Source organism: Neisseria sp. 27098_8_139, assembly GCF_041433195.1.
Lineage (GTDB): Bacteria > Pseudomonadota > Gammaproteobacteria > Burkholderiales > Neisseriaceae > Neisseria > Neisseria subflava.
The window spans coordinates 42,629-60,065 of the sequence record NZ_JAPWBA010000003.1 but is presented as its reverse complement, the minus strand read 5'-3'; the positions used below and the strand labels follow the sequence as shown (position 1 = coordinate 60,065).

Below are 17,437 nucleotides of genomic sequence, written 5' to 3'. Positions count from 1 at the left end.
TGCCGTTTTATTTTTTAAGCATGCCTGATAAAATAGGCCGTCTGAAAAGTTTGTAAAGAATCAGCACAATGAGTATTGCCAATAATAAAAAAGCCTTTCACGATTTCTTTATCGAAGACCAAATCGAAGCCGGTATAGTATTGGAGGGATGGGAAGTCAAAGCCATCCGCGCTGCACGCGTTCAATTAAAAGAAAGCTATATCTACTGGAAAAAAGACGCATTCTATTTGGTGGGTTGCCACATTACCGCATTGCCCACTGCCTCGACACACGTCAAACCCGATCCTGTCCGTCCGCGTAAGTTGTTGTTGAAACAATCGGAAATCAACAAGTTAATCGGCAAAACCGAACGTGCCGGTTATACGATTGTGCCCTTAAACCTGCATTACACCCGAGGTAGAATCAAAGTGGAAATCGGTTTGGCTAAGGGTAAGAAACAGCATGACAAACGCCAAAGCCTGAAAGAAGCGGATTGGAAGCGTGAGAAACAGCGTTTAATGAAAAACGTACGTTGATTTTTTCAGACGGCCTTTTTATAAAGGCCGTCTGAATATTTATTGTTTGAAAATTTTAAAAAGGAAAACAGATGAAAACTATGATTTTAGCGGTGGCTTCTGCCGTATTGTTGTTGGGTGCGTGTTCCACTACGGAACAACGAGTATTGAAACCTGAAGAGCTGACCAGCATCAAACATGTCTGCATCATTCAAAATGCAAAAGTAAGGCCGCATGATTTGGATCGTGCTTTGTCTAAAGCTTTGGCAAAACGCGGTATCGGCAGCACGATTGTGACAGCGGATAACCGTGGCAAACTGTATGATTCTTCTTGCCCGTATAATCTACGTTATAAAACCAAAGGCAATAATGAAATCTTGCGTAAAGGTGTATTTGTGTTGAGAAGCACGAAGTACGCGGTTTCGACTGTCAGCTACTCTTTGAATGATGAAAACCACTTCCGAACCAATCCTGATTTGGTGAAACAGGCTGAAGGCGTTGTGGCCAAATTGTTGGAAAAAAACAGCAAATAAAAGCCAGAATAAAAAACCGGCTTGCCGTGATAGAGAATATCGGGCAAGCCGGTTTTATTTTCAGACGGCCTTAAATGGATTTGATTTTTTCCCAAAGGGTTTTGACCGTACCTTGATAGTAGGTTTCGGAAGTGCAATAGACTGTTTCTAAAGCACATTGTCCTTGTGAGCCGTATTTTTTGATACATTGGTTCAAGGCAATTTGATGCACGGTTTTGAAACGAGGGGAGGTAATGGCTACTACGTTTTGAGCAGTCAATTTGCCCATGGCTTTAGGATAGGCAACAGCGATACAGGTGTTGTGCAGAGGGACAACCGTTTTACAGCCTGTTGCTTGGCCTGCGCTGATACCGGCTAAGGCATCTTGGCCTTTACAGAATGTTTCGAGTTCGGCTGTCGCATCCAGTTGGGTGGCATTTTCTTTGGTGGTTTTGATTTGCAGCACTTCATTGCTGTCGGCAGGGTTTTGCCACATGGCCAGGTAGCCGTAAGTATCGGCAGCCAGGGCGGCAGGAGTCAGTGCGCAAAGGATAAGTGTCATTAGTGTTTTTTTCATGTTTGTTCCCTGTTTGTTGGGTATTTGTCGTTATTATAAAGCAAAAGTTCTTATTTGATATAAATTTGCTTTTAAAATGAATATTTGAGTGTGGTAGATAGATTATAGGCCGTCTGAGATTTCAGACGGCCTTTTATTATGTTTTAAAGAATAGGGCGTAGCTTAGAGGCTTATACGCCGTGGCGGTCGAGCCAACGTTCGGCATCAAGTGCGGCTTGGCAGCCGGAAGCTGCGCTGGTGATGGCTTGACGGTAGGTATGGTCTTTGACGTCGCCTGCCGCCCATACGCCTTCGATATTGGTTGCGCCGACATTGTCACCGGTGCCGCCTTTGGTTTTCAGGTAGCCAGTTTCATCCATATCGAGTTGGCCTTTGAAGATATCGGTGTTGGGTTTGTGGCCGATGGCGATGAAAACGCCTTTTACAGCGATTTCTTCAGTGCTGCCGTCATTGTGTTTCAGGCGTGCACCGGTAACGCCACTTTCGTCGCCCAAGATTTCATCAACCGAGCTGTTGAGCTTGAGGATGATTTTGCCTTCTTCGACGCGTTGCATCAGTTTATCCACCATGATTTTTTCGGCACGGAAACTGTCGCGGCGGTGAATCAGGGTAACGGTGTTGGCGATATTGGCAAGGTAGAGGGCTTCTTCCACAGCGGTATTGCCACCGCCTACTACGGCAACATCTTGTTTTTTGTAGAAGAAACCATCGCAAGTTGCGCAGGCGGAAACGCCTTTCCCGGCAAAGGTTTCTTCGCTTGGCAAACCTAAATATTTGGCGGATGCGCCGGTGGCAACGATGAGCGCATCGCAGGTGTATTCGCCCATATCGCCTTTGAGGGTGAAAGGACGGTTTTGCAAATCAACGGTATGGATTTGGTCGAAAATCATTTCAGTACCGAAGCGTTCAGCATGAGCTTGGAAACGTGCCATCAGTTCCGGACCTTGTACGCCTCCTGCATCGGCAGGCCAGTTGTCCACTTCGGTGGTGGTCATCAGTTGTCCGCCTTGCTCAACGCCGGTAATGATCACAGGGTTGAGGTTGGCACGGGCGGCATAGACGGCGGCAGTATAGCCGGCAGGGCCGGAGCCGAGGATGATGAGTTTGTGATGGTTGCTCATGATGGTTTCCTTGCTGATAAATGATTGAATTTTGTCGTATCTAAGCTTTCAGACGGCCTGAATTTTACTTGAATCTGCCGCCGTCTGAAATATGTTTGTTGTTTGGGTTTAGTGGCTGTCTTTCCATTGATAGTATTTTGAGCCGAGGAAAGAGCCGAGTTTGCGCAGGAAAGGCTGGGTAATGATATTGCTGTGGCGAAGTTGCTCAAAAGGTTTCAGACGGCCCTCATCGCCCATGATGGCTTCGGCAATCGCCAAACCGGCAATGCCGGTAATCGCCATGCCGTGTCCGGAATAGCCTTGGGCGTAGAAAACAGTAGGGGCGAGGCGGCCGAAGTGTGGGGCGAGATTGCGCGTGATGTCGCATTCGCCGCCCCAAGAATGCTCGATTCTGACATTGGCAAGTTGCGGGAAAACTTTCAGCATGTCTTGACGGACGAGTTCGGTCATGCGGTCAGGGTCATCGATAAACTCGTTGTCTTTGCCGCCGAAGAGCAGGCGGCCGTCGGCGCTGAGGCGATAGTAGTCGAGGACGTGGCGGTTGTCGCAGATGGCCATATTGTTGCGGATCAGGTCTTTGGCACGCTCACCCAGAGGCTCGGTGGCGATGATAAAGGTGCTGACTGCAATGGCTTTTTGTTCCAATACTTTGAATTTCGGGTGTAAGCCTGCATAAGTGTTGACGGCATAAACGAGGTTTTTGCATTCAACGCTGCCATTGGGCGTATGAACCAGCCAGCCGTTATCGCATGGCTCGATACGCGTCATCGGGGATTGCTCAAAAAGTTGTGCGCCTGCATCTGCTGCCGCTTTAGCAATGCCCAGGGTGTAATTGAGCGGGTGTAAGTGGCCTGATAAAGGATCAAATTGCGCGCCTTGATACATATCGCTGGCAAGTTGCTGCTTTAGCGTGGCTTTATCCCAAAGCTGGTAATGGCTTGCACCATAATGTTTTTGGGCGTGTTCGTGCCATTGTTGCAATTCTTCCCAATGCTGAGGACGGACGGCGACGGTAGCGTAGCCGCGTTGCCAATCGCATTGGATATTGTGTTTTTGAATGCGCGAGTCAACCAGTTCAACGGCTTGCAGAGATTGCTGCCAGAACCATTGTGCCTGTTCCAAGCCGACTTGTTTTTCGATTTCTTCCATGCCGCAGGCAAAGTCGCTGATGACTTGTCCGCCGCTGCGGCCTGATGCGCCGAAACCGATACGGGCGGCTTCAAGCACAATGACGTCATGGCCGTTTTCGGCAAGCGGTAGGGCGGTGCATAAACCGGACAGGCCGCCGCCGATAACGCAGGTTTCAGTTTTCAGACGGCCTTCAAGCGTCGGATAAGACGGATGGGGATTGGCCGTGCTGACATAGTAGGAAGGAAGGTATTCTTTGAAGCTGGGATTAATCATGATTTGAGCTTTAGGTTGGTTTTCACTTCATTGAAAATAGGTTTTCAGACGGCCTGGAATGTGGGTTTGGGTTCAGACCGTCTGAAAGGATAAGATGCAGTTAATAAAACAGGCTGTTCCGACGCTTTATCGGACAGCCTGTCTGCATATTAGGCGGCTTTCTCGGCTGCCAATTTTTCTTGGCGGTAGGCTTCGGCAGCCTCGCGTTCACGTTTGGTTGCCTGACGCATCATCCAGTAGTTGGCGACAATCACCAGCGTACCAATGATGCCGATCAGGATAGTTGCCAAAACGTTCATCTGAGGGTCAAGGCCGAGTTTGATTTTGGAGAAAATCACTTGCGGCAATGTCGATGAACCCGGGCCTGACAGGAAGGAGGTAATCACCAAGTCGTCCAAAGACAGGGTAATGCCCAAGAGGAAGCCGGAAGCAATCGCAGGGGCAATCAGCGGCAGGGTAATCACGAAGAAAATCTTCAGCGGACGGGCACCCAAGTCCATTGCAGCTTCTTCCAAGGATTGATCCAATTCCACCAAGCGCGAGCGGATAACGACGGTAATGTACGCCATACAAAGCGTGGTGTGGCCGAGGAAGATAGTAAAGAAGCCGCGATCGAAGTAGAGCGATTGCAGCAATTCACTGCCTTGCAGGAACATTTGAACCTGAATAATCAGCAGCAGCATGGACAAACCGGTAATCACGTCAGGCATCACCATAGGCGCGGAAATCATACCGGCAAACAGGGTGCTGCCGCGGAAGCGTTTAATCCGTGCCATAGCGTAGCCTGCCAATGTGCCGAGTGCCACGGCAGCAAGCGAGGAAACGATGGCGATACGCAATGACAGCCAGGCCGCTTCCAAGATGGTGTCGTTTTCCATCAATGCGCCATACCATTTGGTCGAGAAACCGCCCCAAACGGTAACCAGCTTGGATTCATTGAAAGAATAGATGACCAAAACCACCAGCGGAATATAGAGGAATGCCAGCGAGAGCAGGAGCATCAGTTTCAAGAACCAGGATAATTTGGTTTTCTGCATTATTTGCCTCCTTCTTCCAATTCGCGGTTTTCATAGTGTTGGAACAGGGCAATCGGTACAACCAACAGGGCAACCATGACGACAGCAACGGCAGAAGCCAGCGGCCAGTTGTTTTGGTCGAAGAATGCCTGCCACAATACTTTACCGATCATCAGGTTTTCAGAACCGCCCACCAATTCAGGAATCACAAATTCACCGACGGCCGGAACGAAGACCAGCATAGAGCCTGCGATGATGCCGGTTTTGGACAAAGGCAGGGTAATGGTAAAGAACGATTTGATCGGACCCGCACCCAAGTCGGAAGCGGCTTCGAGCAGACGGTTGTCCAGTTTTACCAATTGTGTGTACAGCGGCAAAATCATAAACGGCAAATAGGCGTAAACCATCACCAAATTCAGCGAGAAAGAATTGTAGAACAGGTCTAAAGGCTCGCTGATGATTCCATATTTGATTAAGAAATTATTGATGATGCCGTTGTGTCCCAATAAGCCCATCCATGCGTAAACACGCAACAGGAAAGAGGTCCAGAAAGGCAGCATGATTGCCAACAGCAGGCCGTTGCGCGCAGCCGGATTCGCGCGTGAAATGGCATAAGCGGTCGGATAACCAATCAGCAGGCAGATGATGGTCGTCGTCAGCGCCGTCTTAATCGAAGACCAGTAGGTCATCAGATAGATATTGCTGTTTTCACTGTCGCCAAACGGATTGAGCGTATTCCAAAAGTTTTGGAAAATGTCGGCGTAGTTCTGATAGCTGATGGCAATGTTCAGACGGCCTAAATCTTCATCAATCGTTGTCAACGGCGTAAATGGCGGAATGGCGATTTCTTGTTCGGCAAAGCTGATTTTCAAGACGATGGCGAACGGAATCAGAAACAGCACCAAGAGCCAGATATACGGCACGGCAATCACTGCACGCTGTCCAGGGCGGCGGAACAGTTTATTTTTCAGTTTTTTAAGGTTCATCGCATTTCCCTCAAATTAACTGAACAGAGGTGTCGGTTGGTTTTCAGGCCAGCTGATATAGACGGTTTCATCCCAAGTCGGCGGCGTAATGTTACGCACATACCAATAAGGTGCGGGAACTTGGCTCTTGACGACGCGGCCGTTGGCGAGTTTGATGTGGTAAATCGCAAAGCTGCCCAGGTAGGCAATCTCTTTGACTGTGCCTTGAGCCCAGTTGTGCGCGCCTAAGTGTTCTGGTTTTTCTTTGTGCAAATCAATGTCTTCAGGGCGGATGCTGATCCAAATTTCATGGTCGTTCGGAACGCCCAAGCCGTGGTCGATGCGGACGTGGTTTTCCAAGCCGTCACATTTGACGATGGAGAAATCGGCGCGGTCATCAACAACGACGCCGTCAAAAATATTGGTTTCGCCGATAAATTCGGCAGTAAAGCGACTATTAGGATAATCGTACACGTCGCTAGGCGTACCGACTTGTCGCAATTGGCCGTCAGACATAATGGCGATACGGGTAGCCATGGTCATCGCTTCTTCTTGGTCGTGGGTAACCATGATGCAGGTTACGCCGACTTGTTCCAGCGTGTTGACCAATTCCAGTTGGGTTTGTTGGCGCAGTTTTTTATCGAGTGCGCCCAAAGGTTCGTCAAGCAGCAGGATTTTAGGACGTTTCGCCAGGCTGCGCGCCAAAGCGATACGTTGTTGCTGGCCGCCGGAGAGTTGGTGTGGCTTGCGTTTGGCGTATTTGGTCATTTGCACCAGGCGCAGCATTTCTTCCACACGGGCATCGATTTCGCCTTTAGGCATTTTGTCTTGTTTCAGACCGAAAGCGATGTTTTGCTCAACGCTCATGTGCGGGAACAGGGCATAGCTTTGGAACATCATGTTGATTGGGCGCTCGTACGGAGCAAGCTTGGTAATGTCCTGGCCGTCGAGAATGATTTTGCCCTGATTGGGGCTTTCCATGCCTGCCAACATGCGCAGCAGCGTGGATTTGCCACTGCCTGAGCTGCCCAAAAGGGCAAAGATTTCATGTTGGTAAATGTCCAAGTCGATGTTATCGACAGCGTAATTGTCACCAAACTTTTTCACCAAGCCTTGGATTTGCAGATAAGGTTTGGCTGAAGACGCAGTGGTTGCGGTCATAATGGCAATACTCCAAAAAGAAAGACGAGTACCGGCAAAACGGATTTTCGAATGGGTGATAAAAAGCTGTTTGATTGCTGGCGGGAGTCAGACGGAGGCCGTCTGAAACTCTTGTAAAGCGCACGGGCAGCGTGGATAGAAAGCAGTTTAAGCCTAAGCTTTTGCTCTCGGCAAACTCGATATTATATTAGCCTAAGCCTCATAGGGGCAATATGAAATTGCTTGTATCGACTGATTTGAAACAAATATGAAAGGAAAGGCAGGCAGGGGAACAGGATAGCGAAAATGGGTAACGTTGTTTTTCTGCACAAAGTGGCTTAATTGTTATTTATATGTCTTAAATAATTATTCAAAATAGAATAAAATACGCAAATTGCATTTATTTGCTAAAACCATAATGGATTACGTTTTATATCGGGCGGGGCGGTTTGCTCAAAATTGAAACTAAATCCGCTATATAAAAAATAAAGGGACTGACGTAGATTAGCAGTTATGCTAGGCTACGAAAATGCAGATAACCAATTGTAAATTAAGAAAGAGAGTTCAAAAGAAACTACTTGAATTTTTTGTACTCCAAGTTACCGCCCGTTCCGCTGCCGATATTTTGGGCATTCAGCCCAACTCCGCTATTCTGTTCTACCGCAAAATTCGTATGGTTATCAGCCATTATCTGGCCTTGGTTGCCGATGAGGTTTTTGAGGGCCCTGTCGAGTTGGACGAAAGCTATTTCGGCGGACGGCGTAAAGGCAGACGTGGTCGCGGCGCGGCAGGAAAAGTGGTTGTCTTTGGTATTCTGAAACGCAACGGACGGGTCTATACCGTTGTGGTGGATAATGCCAAGTCTGAAACGTTACTCCCCGTCATCAAAAAGAAAATCATGCCGGACAGCATTGTTTACACGGATAGCCTGAGCAGCTACGACAAGTTGGATGTGAGCGGTTTCATCCATTACCGCATCAACCATTCCAAGGAATTTGCCGACCGTCAGAACCACATTAACGGCATTGAGAATTTTTGGAATCAGGCAAAACGTGTCTTGCGAAAATACAACGGAATCGATCGCAAATCTTTCCCGCTGTTCTTGAAAGAATGCGAATTTCGATTTAACTTCGGCACACCGTCTCAACAGCTTAAAATCCTGCGGGATTGGTGTGGAATTTAGGGCTAATCTACGTCAGCCCCAAAATAAAAGGGAAAATATGAGTATCAAAGAATGGCCCGAGGGGGAGCGGCCGCGCGAGAAGCTCTTGGCGCATGGTGCGGCGGCGTTGAGTGATGCGGAGTTGCTGGCAATTTTATTGCGTGTTGGAACGCGCGGTATGAGCGCGGTTGATTTGGCGCGTTATTTGTTGGGTGAATTTGGCAGCTTGGGGAAGCTGATGAGTGCGGATGCCAAAACACTCGCTGCTTATAAGGGCATGGGTTTGGCGAGCTATACTCAGTTTGCCGTGGTCAAAGAAATCGGGCGGCGGATTTTGGGTGAAGATTTGCAGGAGCAGATTGTTTTGTCAAATCCGAAATCGGTTGCGGATTATCTGCGCCTGCACCTTGGGCATGAAAAAATCGAGGTCAGTGTTGCTTTGCTGCTCAATCGTCAAAATCAATTGATTGCGGTACGGGAATTGTCGCGCGGTACGGTAGCGGAAAATACGGTTTATATCCGTGAAATCGTCAAATTGGCATTGGATGAATATGCCGACAGTTTGATTTTGGCACACAACCATCCGGGCGGTTCGGCAAGGCCGTCTGAATCTGATGTACAGTTTACAGAGCGTTTGAAACAGGCTTTAAGTTTGGTCGATATTACGCTGTTGGACCATTTTATCGTGACGGCAAAAGAAACCTGCTCTTTGCGCGAACAGGGCTATATGTAAGGATGAATGTTCAGACGGCCTCAGTAGGATTGGTTACCTTACTGAGGCCGTCTGAAGGATTATTGCGTTACTTCGTTGGAGGACTCTTCCTTATAGATGATTTCTTCCGATTTTGGCTTTTCTTTGCTCTTTTCCTTCTCTTTTTCTTTATCCTTGTCTTTTTTACCGTCGGGAATGGCGGCATCAATCACTGCCCCCGTTCCTTTGACAACCAATTTTCCGGCAGTCAGGACGGTTGTGGTGGCCAAATCGACAGCCGCACCTACAACGCAGCCGTTAAGCGTCAGGCAAAAGGCAAGTGCCGGAATCAGACGTTTTGTGCATCTCAATGACTGCATCCGCAGCGTCCTTCATGATGATGGCCGCATCCGAGTGCTTCTTGCCAAGCATCATCATCACCGTCAAATTCTTCAACTTCGTCAAATTCGCCGTTTTCTACCATGCTTACCAGCTCTTCCAAGCTTTCTGCGCCTTCTACCCAAAAGCAGGGAATATCGGGCGGTGTGTCGGGGGCAAGCAGGGCGGCTTGTTGGTCGTGCCAAGCAATCCAGTAGCCGTTTTGCGTTTGTACGAATACGGCATCGGGATGGATGGTTTCGTTTTCGGTATTGACCAGCATTCTGTCAGCGATATCGGTTTGAAAAGGTAAGGTTTGCATGATGGTTTGAGAATGTGAGAAAAGAAAGTATTGTAACATGGCAAAAACAAACGCACCGTCTGAGTCAGGCGGTACGTTTGTATCTCGGCAACTTGGGTGCGGTCGGTTTGTGGAGTCAGCCACACCGGGAATGTCATTCCGTCAAGATTATTTGTCGTCGTTAGCCAACACGAAGCGGTAAATAGCCGCGCCAACTGCTGCGCCGGCAATAGGAGCCAACCAGAACAACCACAGCTGTTCAACAGCCCAGCCGCCTTGAAACAAGGCAACACCGGTAGAACGTGCAGGGTTAACGGAAGTATTGGTGACAGGAATGCTGATCAAGTGAATCAGGATCAGACCCAGGCCGATGGCGATAGGGGCAAAGCCGGCTGGAGCCAGTTTGTCGGTAGAACCCATAATGATGATCAGGAAGAATGTGGTCAGGACGAATTCGATCAGCAAAGCGGCCATCATGTCGTAACCGTTAGGAGAGTGCTCGCCGAAACCGTTGCTGGCAAAGCCGGAAGCAACAGCATCAAAACCGGTTTTACCGGAAGCAATCAGATACAGAACGCCCGCAGCAGCAATCGCACCAATCACTTGGGATACGATGTAAGGCAACAAGTCTTTACCGTTGAAACGGCCGCCGATGAAAAGGCCGACGGAAACGGCAGGGTTGAAGTGGCCGCCGGAAATGTGGCCGACAGCGTAAGCCATGGTCAGTACGGTCAAACCGAATGCTAAAGCGACACCGGCAAAGCCAATGCCAAGCTCAGGGTAAGCTGCTGCCAAAACCGAGCTGCTGCAGCCGCCGAATACCAGCCAGAAAGTGCCGAAAAATTCTGCAAAATATTTTTTCATTTGTTTTTCCTCGTAAAGGGTGGGGTATTGCCGAAGGCATGAATCATAATAATATTGCTTTTAATCGAAAAACGGATTTACCTGTTTTTTTCCGGTCTTGACAAAAGGCCGTCTGAAAAGGGCGACAAATGGATAGAGGGATATATCTTGCAGGTCGAATTTTGTTTATTGAGGCTGAGTTTATTTGATAGAGAAGCAAATACCGTTAATGCAAAAGCATTTGGTTTTGTAGGTAATATTATTCACAGATTATTAATTTGATCGGAATCTTTGAACTCATTATCTGATTTAAAAAGGCCGTCTGAAAAATTTTCAGACGGCCTTGATTTAAGCGAGGATAAATTAATCCAGATGGTCGCTGCTTTGCGCCAAGATGGTGCGGTTGCCGTTGTTTTCCGCAGGGGAAACAATACCGTCGGCTTCCATTTGGTCAATCAGGCGGGCGGCGCGGTTGTAGCCGATGCGCAGTTGGCGTTGGATATTGGAAATGCTGGCCTTACGCGATTTTAAGACAATGGAAACGGCTTCGTCATACATGGGGTCGAAGTCGCTGTCGTTGCTACGGCTGGTGCCGGTAAAGTCTTCAGTGGAACCGTTGCTCAAAATATCGTCGATATAGTCAGGTGCGCTGAATTGTTTCAAGTATTCCACTACGCGGTGTACTTCATTGTCGGATGCGAATGCGCCGTGTACGCGTTGCGGATAACCGGTGCCGGGCGGCAGGAACAGCATATCGCCTTGGCCGAGCAGGTTTTCCGCACCCATTTGGTCGAGAATCGTGCGACTGTCGATTTTGCTGGACACTTGGAAGGCAATGCGTGTCGGAATATTGGCTTTAATCAGGCCGGTAATGACATCCACGCTTGGGCGTTGGGTGGCAAGAATCAAATGGATACCGGCTGCGCGGGCTTTTTGGGCAAGACGGGCAATCAGTTCTTCAATTTTCTTGCCTGCAGTCATCATCAGGTCGGCAAATTCATCTACCACGACCACGATAAACGGCAGTTTCTCTAATGGCTCAGGGTTTTCAGGCGTGAGGCTGAACGGGCTGCCGATTTTTTTGCCACGTGCGGCGGTTTCGGCAATTTTTTGGTTGAAACCGGCAAGATTGCGCACGCCCATAAAGCTCATCAGGCGGTAGCGTTTTTCCATTTCGTTGACGCACCAGTTCAGGGCGTTTGCGGCCAGCTTCATATCGGTTACGACGGGGGCGAGCAGGTGCGGAATGCCTTCGTAAATGCTCAGCTCCAGCATTTTCGGATCAATCATAATCATGCGCACGTCTTCAGGCGTTGCTTTGAAGAGCATGGACAGAATCATGGCGTTCACGCCTACGGATTTACCCGAACCGGTCGTACCGGCAACCAGCAGATGCGGTGCTTTGGCCAAGTCTGTCACAACAGGCTGGCCGGTAATGTCTTGGCCGAGAGCGAGAGTCAGTTTGGATTTAGATTCGGTAAACGCAGGCGAATTGAAGATTTCGCTCAGGCGGATCATTTGGCGTTTCGGATTGGGTAATTCCAAGCCCATGCAGGTTTTGCCGGGGATGGTTTCCACCACGCGGATAGAAGCCACACCAAGCGAGCGCGCCAAGTCTTTTTCGAGGTTCAAAACGGCACTGCCGCGCACGCCGACATCAGGCTCGATTTCGTAGCGCGTAATGACCGGGCCGGAATAGGAGTCCATCACTTTGACTTTAACTTTGAACTCGGCCAGTTTTTCTTCGATGGTAATGCTGTTTTCCAACAACTGTTCTTCAGTTTGCGATGCGCTTGGGTCAAACTGCGGCGGCAGAAGCAGGGCGGTAGTCGGCAGGCGTGCATCGGTAAGTGTTGCCGAAGTCGGAAGAACTACGTTTGATGTATTCTCTGGAACGCTTGGTTCTACGGTTTGAATAGGCGTTTCAACGACTGTCTGTGTATATTCAGACGGTCTTGCGATTGTTTCAACGGATTCAACGGGTTCAATAGCTTCAACCGCTTGAATAGCTTCTGTGTCCGGTTGTACAGGAGCTTCCGGCTCACTATCGAATTCCGCTTCTTCGACGGCAGATTCGCTGATTAAATAATCACGGATACTGCGTTCAGGCTGATTGCTGACATGTGCATTGACTTGTGCATCAAAAATCGGTACTTGGATTTTATGTTCAAAAGCAGGCGGTTCGGGGATATCAATCGGCGCAATCGAGGTTTGGAAAACAGGCGGTTCAGGAATATCGGTTTTAGCCATAGGGACAACCGGTACGGCAGGCGGCTCGACTACGGTTGCGTTTGGCGCGGCAGGTCGGGAGATATAAGGGGATTTTTTAACAGGCGCAGCCGGTTTCGGACGGGACGGCGTTGCCGGTGCGGCAGGTCGTGGTGCAACAGCTTCCGTGGCAGCTTGTTTACGCGCCCATCTTTCGGCGGCCGCTTCGGTATAGCGAACTTGACGGCGCAAGCTGGCAGGACGGCTGATTTGTCCCAAGTTGGCCAAAATTTCGTCATTTTCGATGGTGCGCGGAGAGTAGCCGCGTAATGGGGCGACGGCCTCGGCCAGTTTGTGGCGGGCGGCGGTGCGGCGGGCAAGGTTGTTGTGAATATCTTCCGCTTGGATTTCAGAAGGGAATGCCTGCATGGAAGTATAGGGGAGGATGGCTTCTTTTTCGGCAGTTCTTAAGGCCGTCTGAACGGTTTCGATATGCGGCGCATTGGCTTCTGCCACGCGGACATTATTGGCACGCGCCAAGGCACGTTCGCGTGTGCGGCGCAAGATAGGGTCGTTATAGTCGATGATTTCCATGCCGGTCATCGGCAGGGATGAAGCGCGCAATAATGGGGTTTCGACTTCGTCTTTGTAAATTGGCGCATTTTTTTCGGCCAAATGCTCGTTCCATTCTTCAACCGCTGCTTCGTGCAGGGAACGGGTGGCTTCTTCTAATGTGATTTCTTCAAAATTGCTGTTTTGCACCAAAGACGGGCTGTATTCGGGCGTTTCCATTTGTGCAAACGGCGTGATTTTAGGAATACGTTCCGGTTTGGCAGATTTGCGGGTTTTAGGCGCAACTTTGATTTCTTCTTCGGTAGCTGTGATGTGTTCCAGCTCTTCGGTAAACGGTTCTGCTGCGTGCTCTTCGTTTGTTTCGGCGCGTTTCATTTTATTGTGTTCGAGCACGGAAAGCAGGCGGATGCGGGCAATTTTATGGTTGTCGGCAGTGCGCTTGTTCATGCTGAACAAACGTTTCAGGCTGTCCAGTTGGTCGAAAAAACCGACCGGGCTGTCTTCTTCGTTTATTTCTTGTTCGTCGCCACTGAGTCGGGCCAATTCTTGGCGCCACTTTTGCTCTTGTTTCTGGCGCCACCAGAACAAGCCGGCTATGACAGCCAGCAGAATTAAAGCCAATATTGTCCAAAGCATGCGTCCATCCCCTTAATTAAACGGCAAAGTCCGTTATTCTAACGCTTTTTTCGGGTAAACAAAACCAGCCGAAACAAGCTTTAACGGCAAAGGCAAACAGGATTGTCAAAGCTGTGGCTTGAGACGCGTATAATAGGCCGTCTGAACATTTTGCGGATGAGATGATGATTTTTCAAAACGGATGGTTTCCCGTTGGTGTCGTGATGGCGGCATGGCCTGTGTTGCTGGTGATTTTTGCTTTGTGTGCAAAGCAGGCATGGGTGTCGGTATCGCAGCATCGTTCCGCATTTTTGGTGGCTGCCGTGATGTTGCCACTGGCTTGGAGCTTGAATGCTTCTCCTGAAAGCGGACAACTGGCCGGTATGAGCTATCATCTGCTTGCCTTGAACCTGACGGCTTTAATGCTGGGCACCTCTGCCGCGTTCTGCCTTGGCGTTTTACTGTTTTTTCCATATTTGTGGCTTTGGGGCGATTGGCATATATTTCCCATCAACGCCTTGTCCGTATTGCTTCCGCCTTTGTTGGTAAACTTGGGTTTCCGCCATTGGGTATCGCGTTTGCCTGCCAATATCTTTATCTTTATTTTTCTGAATGGTTTTTGGGCTGCGGCGGTCGGCATGGTGTTTACCGGCGTAATTTTGGTTGGTTTGTTGGACTGGGTGGATGTGTTTGATACGTCGGTATTGTGGAAAACCGCTTTTCCTGTTTTCTTCTTAATCGCTTGGGCAGAGGCATTTTTGAGCGGTATTTCAACAGCCATTTTTATCGCGCTCAAGCCGCAATGGATTTGTACTTTCGATGACGACAGGTATTTGAAATCCGCGCCTAAGATTTGGCAGTAAGACATGAAGGCATCCTTGCTTGGTTTTCAGACGGCCTAATGGCCGGATAGCCTGTTTTTTGAATTAAATTTTTAACTTGTTATGTTTACTTATATTTTTCCCATTGTTTGCGGTGCCGCTGTCGGGGCTGTATTGCGTTGGCTGTTTGGCTTGTTGCTGGTGTCTTCTGCGCCTTTTTCTATCGGTACATTGGCGGCAAACTGGCTGGGCGCGCTGCTGATCGGTGTATTGGCGGAACTCTTAACCGATCCGCAATGGCGTTTGCTTTGGATTACCGGCTTTCTCGGCAGCTTAACCACATTTTCAGGTTTTTCAGTGGAAATGGTGGGTTTGATGCAGGCGCAACGTTGGGGCATGGCTGCGATGGCAACCTGTCTGCATGTTTTCGGTTCGTTTGGTTTGACGGCGCTGGGGATTAAATTGGCGCAGATTTGGAAGTAAACAAAAATAACAGGGTGCAAAATTGCACCCTGTTATTTTTTATAGGTATTTAATCAATGCCAATAGGTAAACAGACAGTTTCTTGACAATAGGTTTTGCCGGACTCGCTTAAGTGTGCCGGTTTGTAGGCGGCAAAGGTGTAGGTAAGGTCTGCGCGGAATGTATCGGGATCGGCTTCGGCGGTGTCGCAGTTGAGGCCGGTGGGAATATCGAGGGCGACTTTCAGGCCGTCTGAATGATTGAGTTGGCGGCAGAGGACGGCAATTTCTGCGGGAAGTGCGCCGCTGAAGCCTGTGCCGAATATGCCTTCGATAATGATGTCGTAACCTTTTTTCAGACGGCATTCCAGCTCTTGCTTGGTAATAAATTCAATATGGGGCAAACCGTTGAGGCGTTCTCGATTGGTTTGAGCCAAGGGAGAGAGGTTTTCTCCGAGTGAAAACAGAATATCGATGTGCCAACCTTGCGCCTGCATATATCTTGCCATGACTAGGCCGTCGCCGCCGTTGTTGCCTTTGCCGCAAACGATCAGGGCGCGTCCGGCTTGGGGATGACGCTGCATGAGGTCTCGGGCGGCAGAGCTGCCGGCGTTTTCCATCAGTTGGTCGAAGCTTGTGCCTTTATCGACGGCTGCTTGCTCGCGTTCGCGCATCTGGGCGGCAGTATAGACTTTCATGATCGGCTCTCTTTGCAGGAAGTTATTTGTCGGCGGTATTCATCAGGCGCAAGGCTTTCAGACGGCCTATTTCTTTTTGATATTCCACCAGTCCGATAAATGTGCCGTCTCGGCTGTACACACGGAAGGGCTGCCCGGAGGAAATGTCTTCGGTAAACTGGGGACGTTGGCCGTGTTTGAGCATGGTAACGGCGTAGTCGTTTAACTCAAGTTTGGGGAAATGTTGTACCAAAATATCGCAAGGCAGCAGCAGGGCATCGCGTTCGGCTTCGTCCAATTCTGCCAAAGCTTCGAGCGTGTGGCTTTGGGCAATGGTAAAGCCTGCGGTTTCGGTACGGCGCAGGGCGGTCAGGTGGGCGAATGTGCCGATGTGTTTGGCGATGTCTTCGCTGAGGGTGCGGATGTAAGTGCCCTTGCTGCAACGTACGTCTATTACGGCTTTAGGCGCATCAAATTCAGTAATATCAATGGAGTAAATCGTAATATCGCGCGCTTTGCGTTCGATAACGATGCCTTTGCGTGCGTATTCGTACAGCGGTTTGCCTTCGTGTTTGAGGGCGGAAAACATGGGCGGCACTTGGCGGATGTCGCCTGTTAACGCTTGGCAGGCCGTCTGAAATTCGGACAATGAAATATTGGCGCGTGCGGTGGCAATGATTTCTCCTCCGGCATCGCCCGTACTGCTGGCTTCGCCCAGTTTCAGCGTGGCCGTATAGGCTTTGTCGGCATCAATCAGATATTGGGCGAACTTGGTCGCTTCTCCGAAGCAAACAGGCAAAAGCCCTGTGGCCAAAGGATCGAGTACGCCGGTATGCCCGGCTTTTTCGGCACGGAACAAACGCCGCGCTTTTTGCAGGGCGGTGTTGCTGGAAAGGCCTTCAGGTTTGTCGAGGAGAAGAACGCCGTTGACCGGGCGTTTGGTGGGTTTATTGGTCATATTAATTAGGGAATATTAATGTTCAGGCCGTCTGAAAGGGTTCAGACGGCCTGCGTGTTTTAATCAATCAGTCTTCAACCGGTTTTTCCGCCGCCACTTGGTCGATCAGGCTGGAAATGCTCATGCCGCGTTCGAGTGATTCGTCGTATTTGAAGTGCAGCTCAGGCGTTTTGAAGAGTTTGATGCGTTTGGCCAATTCGCTGCGCAAATGGCCTTTGGCGTGTTCCAAAGCTTCTTCGGTAATGTCGCGTGTGCTGTCGTCAAGGACGGTGTAAAACACGGTTGCGTGGCTGTAATCGCGGGTGACTTCGACTTCGTTGATGGTGATGAAGCCTGCACGCGGATCTTTCAGGCCGGTGCGGACGAGTTCGGCAAGCTCGCGCATGATTTGTTCTTTGACACGGTCTTGGCGGGCGTAGCCGCGTTGTGGTTTTCTCATGGTTTTCCTTGATGTATGGCAGGCTGTCGTTTTCAGATGGCCTGCGGTTTGGATTTTGAAAAGCTGCCTATTATAACGGAG

The 17,437-nt window shown here is 49.5% G+C and carries 19 protein-coding genes; 6 read left to right on the top strand and 13 right to left on the bottom strand.

All coding sequences use genetic code 11. The features are described from left to right. Window positions 1–68 precede the first annotated feature (68 nt). A complete protein-coding gene (smpB, locus tag O3660_RS04780) occupies window positions 69–515 on the top strand; it encodes an SsrA-binding protein SmpB (protein ID WP_003679566.1) in 447 nt (148 codons plus the stop codon). A 71-nt stretch (window positions 516–586) separates the two neighbouring features. Then, window positions 587–1,027, top strand: coding sequence for a hypothetical protein (locus tag O3660_RS04775; protein WP_371464608.1), 441 nt, complete (start codon window positions 587–589; stop codon window positions 1,025–1,027). A gap of 70 nt (window positions 1,028–1,097) precedes the next feature. Here O3660_RS04775 and O3660_RS04770 read toward each other — a convergent pair whose 3' ends face one another. The 6 genes from O3660_RS04770 to O3660_RS04745 all read right to left on the bottom strand — a co-directional run bounded on the left by O3660_RS04770 (window position 1,098) and on the right by O3660_RS04745 (window position 7,250). Continuing rightward, entirely contained in the window at window positions 1,098–1,583 is a 486-nt protein-coding gene (locus O3660_RS04770) for a DUF4189 domain-containing protein (RefSeq protein WP_049352801.1), read from the bottom strand. 170 nt (window positions 1,584–1,753) lie between these two features. Continuing rightward, on the bottom strand, window positions 1,754–2,704 hold the full coding sequence (trxB, locus tag O3660_RS04765; protein ID WP_003685652.1) for a thioredoxin-disulfide reductase: 951 nt from the start codon (window positions 2,702–2,704) through the stop codon (window positions 1,754–1,756). Window positions 2,705–2,812: 108 nt separating this feature from the next. After that, the gene (locus O3660_RS04760; RefSeq protein WP_049352800.1) at window positions 2,813–4,108 is read right to left on the bottom strand and encodes an FAD-binding oxidoreductase; all 1,296 of its coding nucleotides are present in this window, start codon (window positions 4,106–4,108) and stop codon (window positions 2,813–2,815) included. 149 nt (window positions 4,109–4,257) lie between these two features. Beyond that, the gene (locus O3660_RS04755) at window positions 4,258–5,145 is read right to left on the bottom strand and encodes an ABC transporter permease subunit (protein ID WP_049332683.1); all 888 of its coding nucleotides are present in this window, start codon (window positions 5,143–5,145) and stop codon (window positions 4,258–4,260) included. Further along, on the bottom strand, window positions 5,145–6,110 hold the full coding sequence (locus O3660_RS04750; RefSeq protein ID WP_049352799.1) for an ABC transporter permease subunit: 966 nt from the start codon (window positions 6,108–6,110) through the stop codon (window positions 5,145–5,147). Before O3660_RS04750 ends, O3660_RS04755 begins: the two co-directional genes overlap by 1 nt. A 15-nt stretch (window positions 6,111–6,125) precedes the next feature. Next, window positions 6,126–7,250 (bottom strand): ABC transporter ATP-binding protein, encoded by a 1,125-nt coding sequence (locus O3660_RS04745; RefSeq protein ID WP_003685445.1) that lies wholly within the window; start codon window positions 7,248–7,250, stop codon window positions 6,126–6,128. Between the two features lie 508 nt (window positions 7,251–7,758). On the opposite strand from O3660_RS04745, the gene O3660_RS04740 reads away from it, so the two are divergent. Beyond that, entirely contained in the window at window positions 7,759–8,412 is a 654-nt protein-coding gene (locus O3660_RS04740) for an IS1595 family transposase (RefSeq protein WP_371464606.1), read from the top strand. A 37-nt stretch (window positions 8,413–8,449) separates the two neighbouring features. After that, the gene (gene radC / locus O3660_RS04735; protein ID WP_039863560.1) at window positions 8,450–9,124 is read left to right on the top strand and encodes a DNA repair protein RadC; all 675 of its coding nucleotides are present in this window, start codon (window positions 8,450–8,452) and stop codon (window positions 9,122–9,124) included. A gap of 59 nt (window positions 9,125–9,183) precedes the next feature. Here radC and O3660_RS04730 read toward each other — a convergent pair whose 3' ends face one another. From O3660_RS04730 to O3660_RS04715, 4 genes are all read right to left on the bottom strand, one after another. Next, the gene (locus tag O3660_RS04730; RefSeq protein ID WP_049351638.1) at window positions 9,184–9,462 is read right to left on the bottom strand and encodes an NF038104 family lipoprotein; all 279 of its coding nucleotides are present in this window, start codon (window positions 9,460–9,462) and stop codon (window positions 9,184–9,186) included. Continuing rightward, window positions 9,450–9,782: a hypothetical protein gene (locus tag O3660_RS04725; RefSeq protein ID WP_049351639.1), complete on the bottom strand. Its 333-nt coding sequence runs from the start codon at window positions 9,780–9,782 to the stop codon at window positions 9,450–9,452. The genes O3660_RS04730 and O3660_RS04725 overlap by 13 nt, the downstream gene beginning before the upstream one ends. Window positions 9,783–9,929: 147 nt before the next feature. Continuing rightward, window positions 9,930–10,625 carry an aquaporin Z gene (aqpZ, locus tag O3660_RS04720; RefSeq protein ID WP_371464604.1) on the bottom strand — a complete coding sequence of 232 codons (696 nt, stop codon included), beginning with the start codon at window positions 10,623–10,625 and terminating at the stop codon, window positions 9,930–9,932. 342 nt (window positions 10,626–10,967) lie between these two features. Further along, on the bottom strand, window positions 10,968–14,021 hold the full coding sequence (locus tag O3660_RS04715) for a DNA translocase FtsK (protein WP_049351636.1): 3,054 nt from the start codon (window positions 14,019–14,021) through the stop codon (window positions 10,968–10,970). A gap of 164 nt (window positions 14,022–14,185) precedes the next feature. Between O3660_RS04715 and O3660_RS04710 the strand changes: the two genes are divergently transcribed. Together O3660_RS04710 and O3660_RS04705 are read left to right on the top strand one after the other, a co-directional pair. Further along, complete coding sequence (locus O3660_RS04710; protein ID WP_049351635.1) at window positions 14,186–14,863, top strand: energy-coupling factor ABC transporter permease; 678 nt, start codon at window positions 14,186–14,188, stop codon at window positions 14,861–14,863. 81 nt (window positions 14,864–14,944) lie between these two features. Further along, window positions 14,945–15,304 (top strand): CrcB family protein, encoded by a 360-nt coding sequence (locus tag O3660_RS04705; protein WP_049351634.1) that lies wholly within the window; start codon window positions 14,945–14,947, stop codon window positions 15,302–15,304. Between the two features lie 49 nt (window positions 15,305–15,353). Here O3660_RS04705 and O3660_RS04700 read toward each other — a convergent pair whose 3' ends face one another. The 3 genes from O3660_RS04700 to rbfA all read right to left on the bottom strand — a co-directional run bounded on the left by O3660_RS04700 (window position 15,354) and on the right by rbfA (window position 17,356). Beyond that, the gene (locus O3660_RS04700; RefSeq protein ID WP_049351633.1) at window positions 15,354–15,980 is read right to left on the bottom strand and encodes an NAD(P)H-hydrate epimerase; all 627 of its coding nucleotides are present in this window, start codon (window positions 15,978–15,980) and stop codon (window positions 15,354–15,356) included. 22 nt (window positions 15,981–16,002) lie between these two features. Further along, window positions 16,003–16,917: a tRNA pseudouridine(55) synthase TruB gene (gene truB, locus O3660_RS04695; RefSeq protein ID WP_049351632.1), complete on the bottom strand. Its 915-nt coding sequence runs from the start codon at window positions 16,915–16,917 to the stop codon at window positions 16,003–16,005. 67 nt (window positions 16,918–16,984) lie between these two features. Next, window positions 16,985–17,356, bottom strand: a complete 372-nt coding sequence (gene rbfA, locus O3660_RS04690; RefSeq protein ID WP_003685554.1) for a 30S ribosome-binding factor RbfA — start codon at window positions 17,354–17,356, stop codon at window positions 16,985–16,987. Between the last annotated feature and the right edge of the window lie 81 nt (window positions 17,357–17,437).

Excerpts from the sequence above, each read along its gene's own strand:
- aqpZ (WP_371464604.1), bottom strand. The coding sequence starts at position 10,625 with ATGAAAAAATATTTTGCAGAATTTTTCGGCACTTTCTGGCTGGTATTC.
- O3660_RS04730 (WP_049351638.1), bottom strand. The coding sequence starts at position 9,462 with ATGCAGTCATTGAGATGCACAAAACGTCTGATTCCGGCACTTGCCTTT.
- smpB (WP_003679566.1), top strand. The coding sequence starts at position 69 with ATGAGTATTGCCAATAATAAAAAAGCCTTTCACGATTTCTTTATCGAA.
- O3660_RS04745 (WP_003685445.1), bottom strand. The coding sequence starts at position 7,250 with ATGACCGCAACCACTGCGTCTTCAGCCAAACCTTATCTGCAAATCCAA.
- O3660_RS04755 (WP_049332683.1), bottom strand. The coding sequence starts at position 5,145 with ATGCAGAAAACCAAATTATCCTGGTTCTTGAAACTGATGCTCCTGCTC.
- O3660_RS04760 (WP_049352800.1), bottom strand. The coding sequence starts at position 4,108 with ATGATTAATCCCAGCTTCAAAGAATACCTTCCTTCCTACTATGTCAGC.
- O3660_RS04775 (WP_371464608.1), top strand. The coding sequence starts at position 587 with ATGAAAACTATGATTTTAGCGGTGGCTTCTGCCGTATTGTTGTTGGGT.
- O3660_RS04770 (WP_049352801.1), bottom strand. The coding sequence starts at position 1,583 with ATGAAAAAAACACTAATGACACTTATCCTTTGCGCACTGACTCCTGCC.
- O3660_RS04705 (WP_049351634.1), top strand. The coding sequence starts at position 14,945 with ATGTTTACTTATATTTTTCCCATTGTTTGCGGTGCCGCTGTCGGGGCT.
- rbfA (WP_003685554.1), bottom strand. The coding sequence starts at position 17,356 with ATGAGAAAACCACAACGCGGCTACGCCCGCCAAGACCGTGTCAAAGAA.
- O3660_RS04710 (WP_049351635.1), top strand. The coding sequence starts at position 14,186 with ATGATTTTTCAAAACGGATGGTTTCCCGTTGGTGTCGTGATGGCGGCA.
- O3660_RS04725 (WP_049351639.1), bottom strand. The coding sequence starts at position 9,782 with ATGCAAACCTTACCTTTTCAAACCGATATCGCTGACAGAATGCTGGTC.
- O3660_RS04750 (WP_049352799.1), bottom strand. The coding sequence starts at position 6,110 with ATGAACCTTAAAAAACTGAAAAATAAACTGTTCCGCCGCCCTGGACAG.
- trxB (WP_003685652.1), bottom strand. The coding sequence starts at position 2,704 with ATGAGCAACCATCACAAACTCATCATCCTCGGCTCCGGCCCTGCCGGC.
- truB (WP_049351632.1), bottom strand. The coding sequence starts at position 16,917 with ATGACCAATAAACCCACCAAACGCCCGGTCAACGGCGTTCTTCTCCTC.
- O3660_RS04715 (WP_049351636.1), bottom strand. The coding sequence starts at position 14,021 with ATGCTTTGGACAATATTGGCTTTAATTCTGCTGGCTGTCATAGCCGGC.
- O3660_RS04700 (WP_049351633.1), bottom strand. The coding sequence starts at position 15,980 with ATGAAAGTCTATACTGCCGCCCAGATGCGCGAACGCGAGCAAGCAGCC.
- O3660_RS04740 (WP_371464606.1), top strand. The coding sequence starts at position 7,759 with ATGCAGATAACCAATTGTAAATTAAGAAAGAGAGTTCAAAAGAAACTA.
- radC (WP_039863560.1), top strand. The coding sequence starts at position 8,450 with ATGAGTATCAAAGAATGGCCCGAGGGGGAGCGGCCGCGCGAGAAGCTC.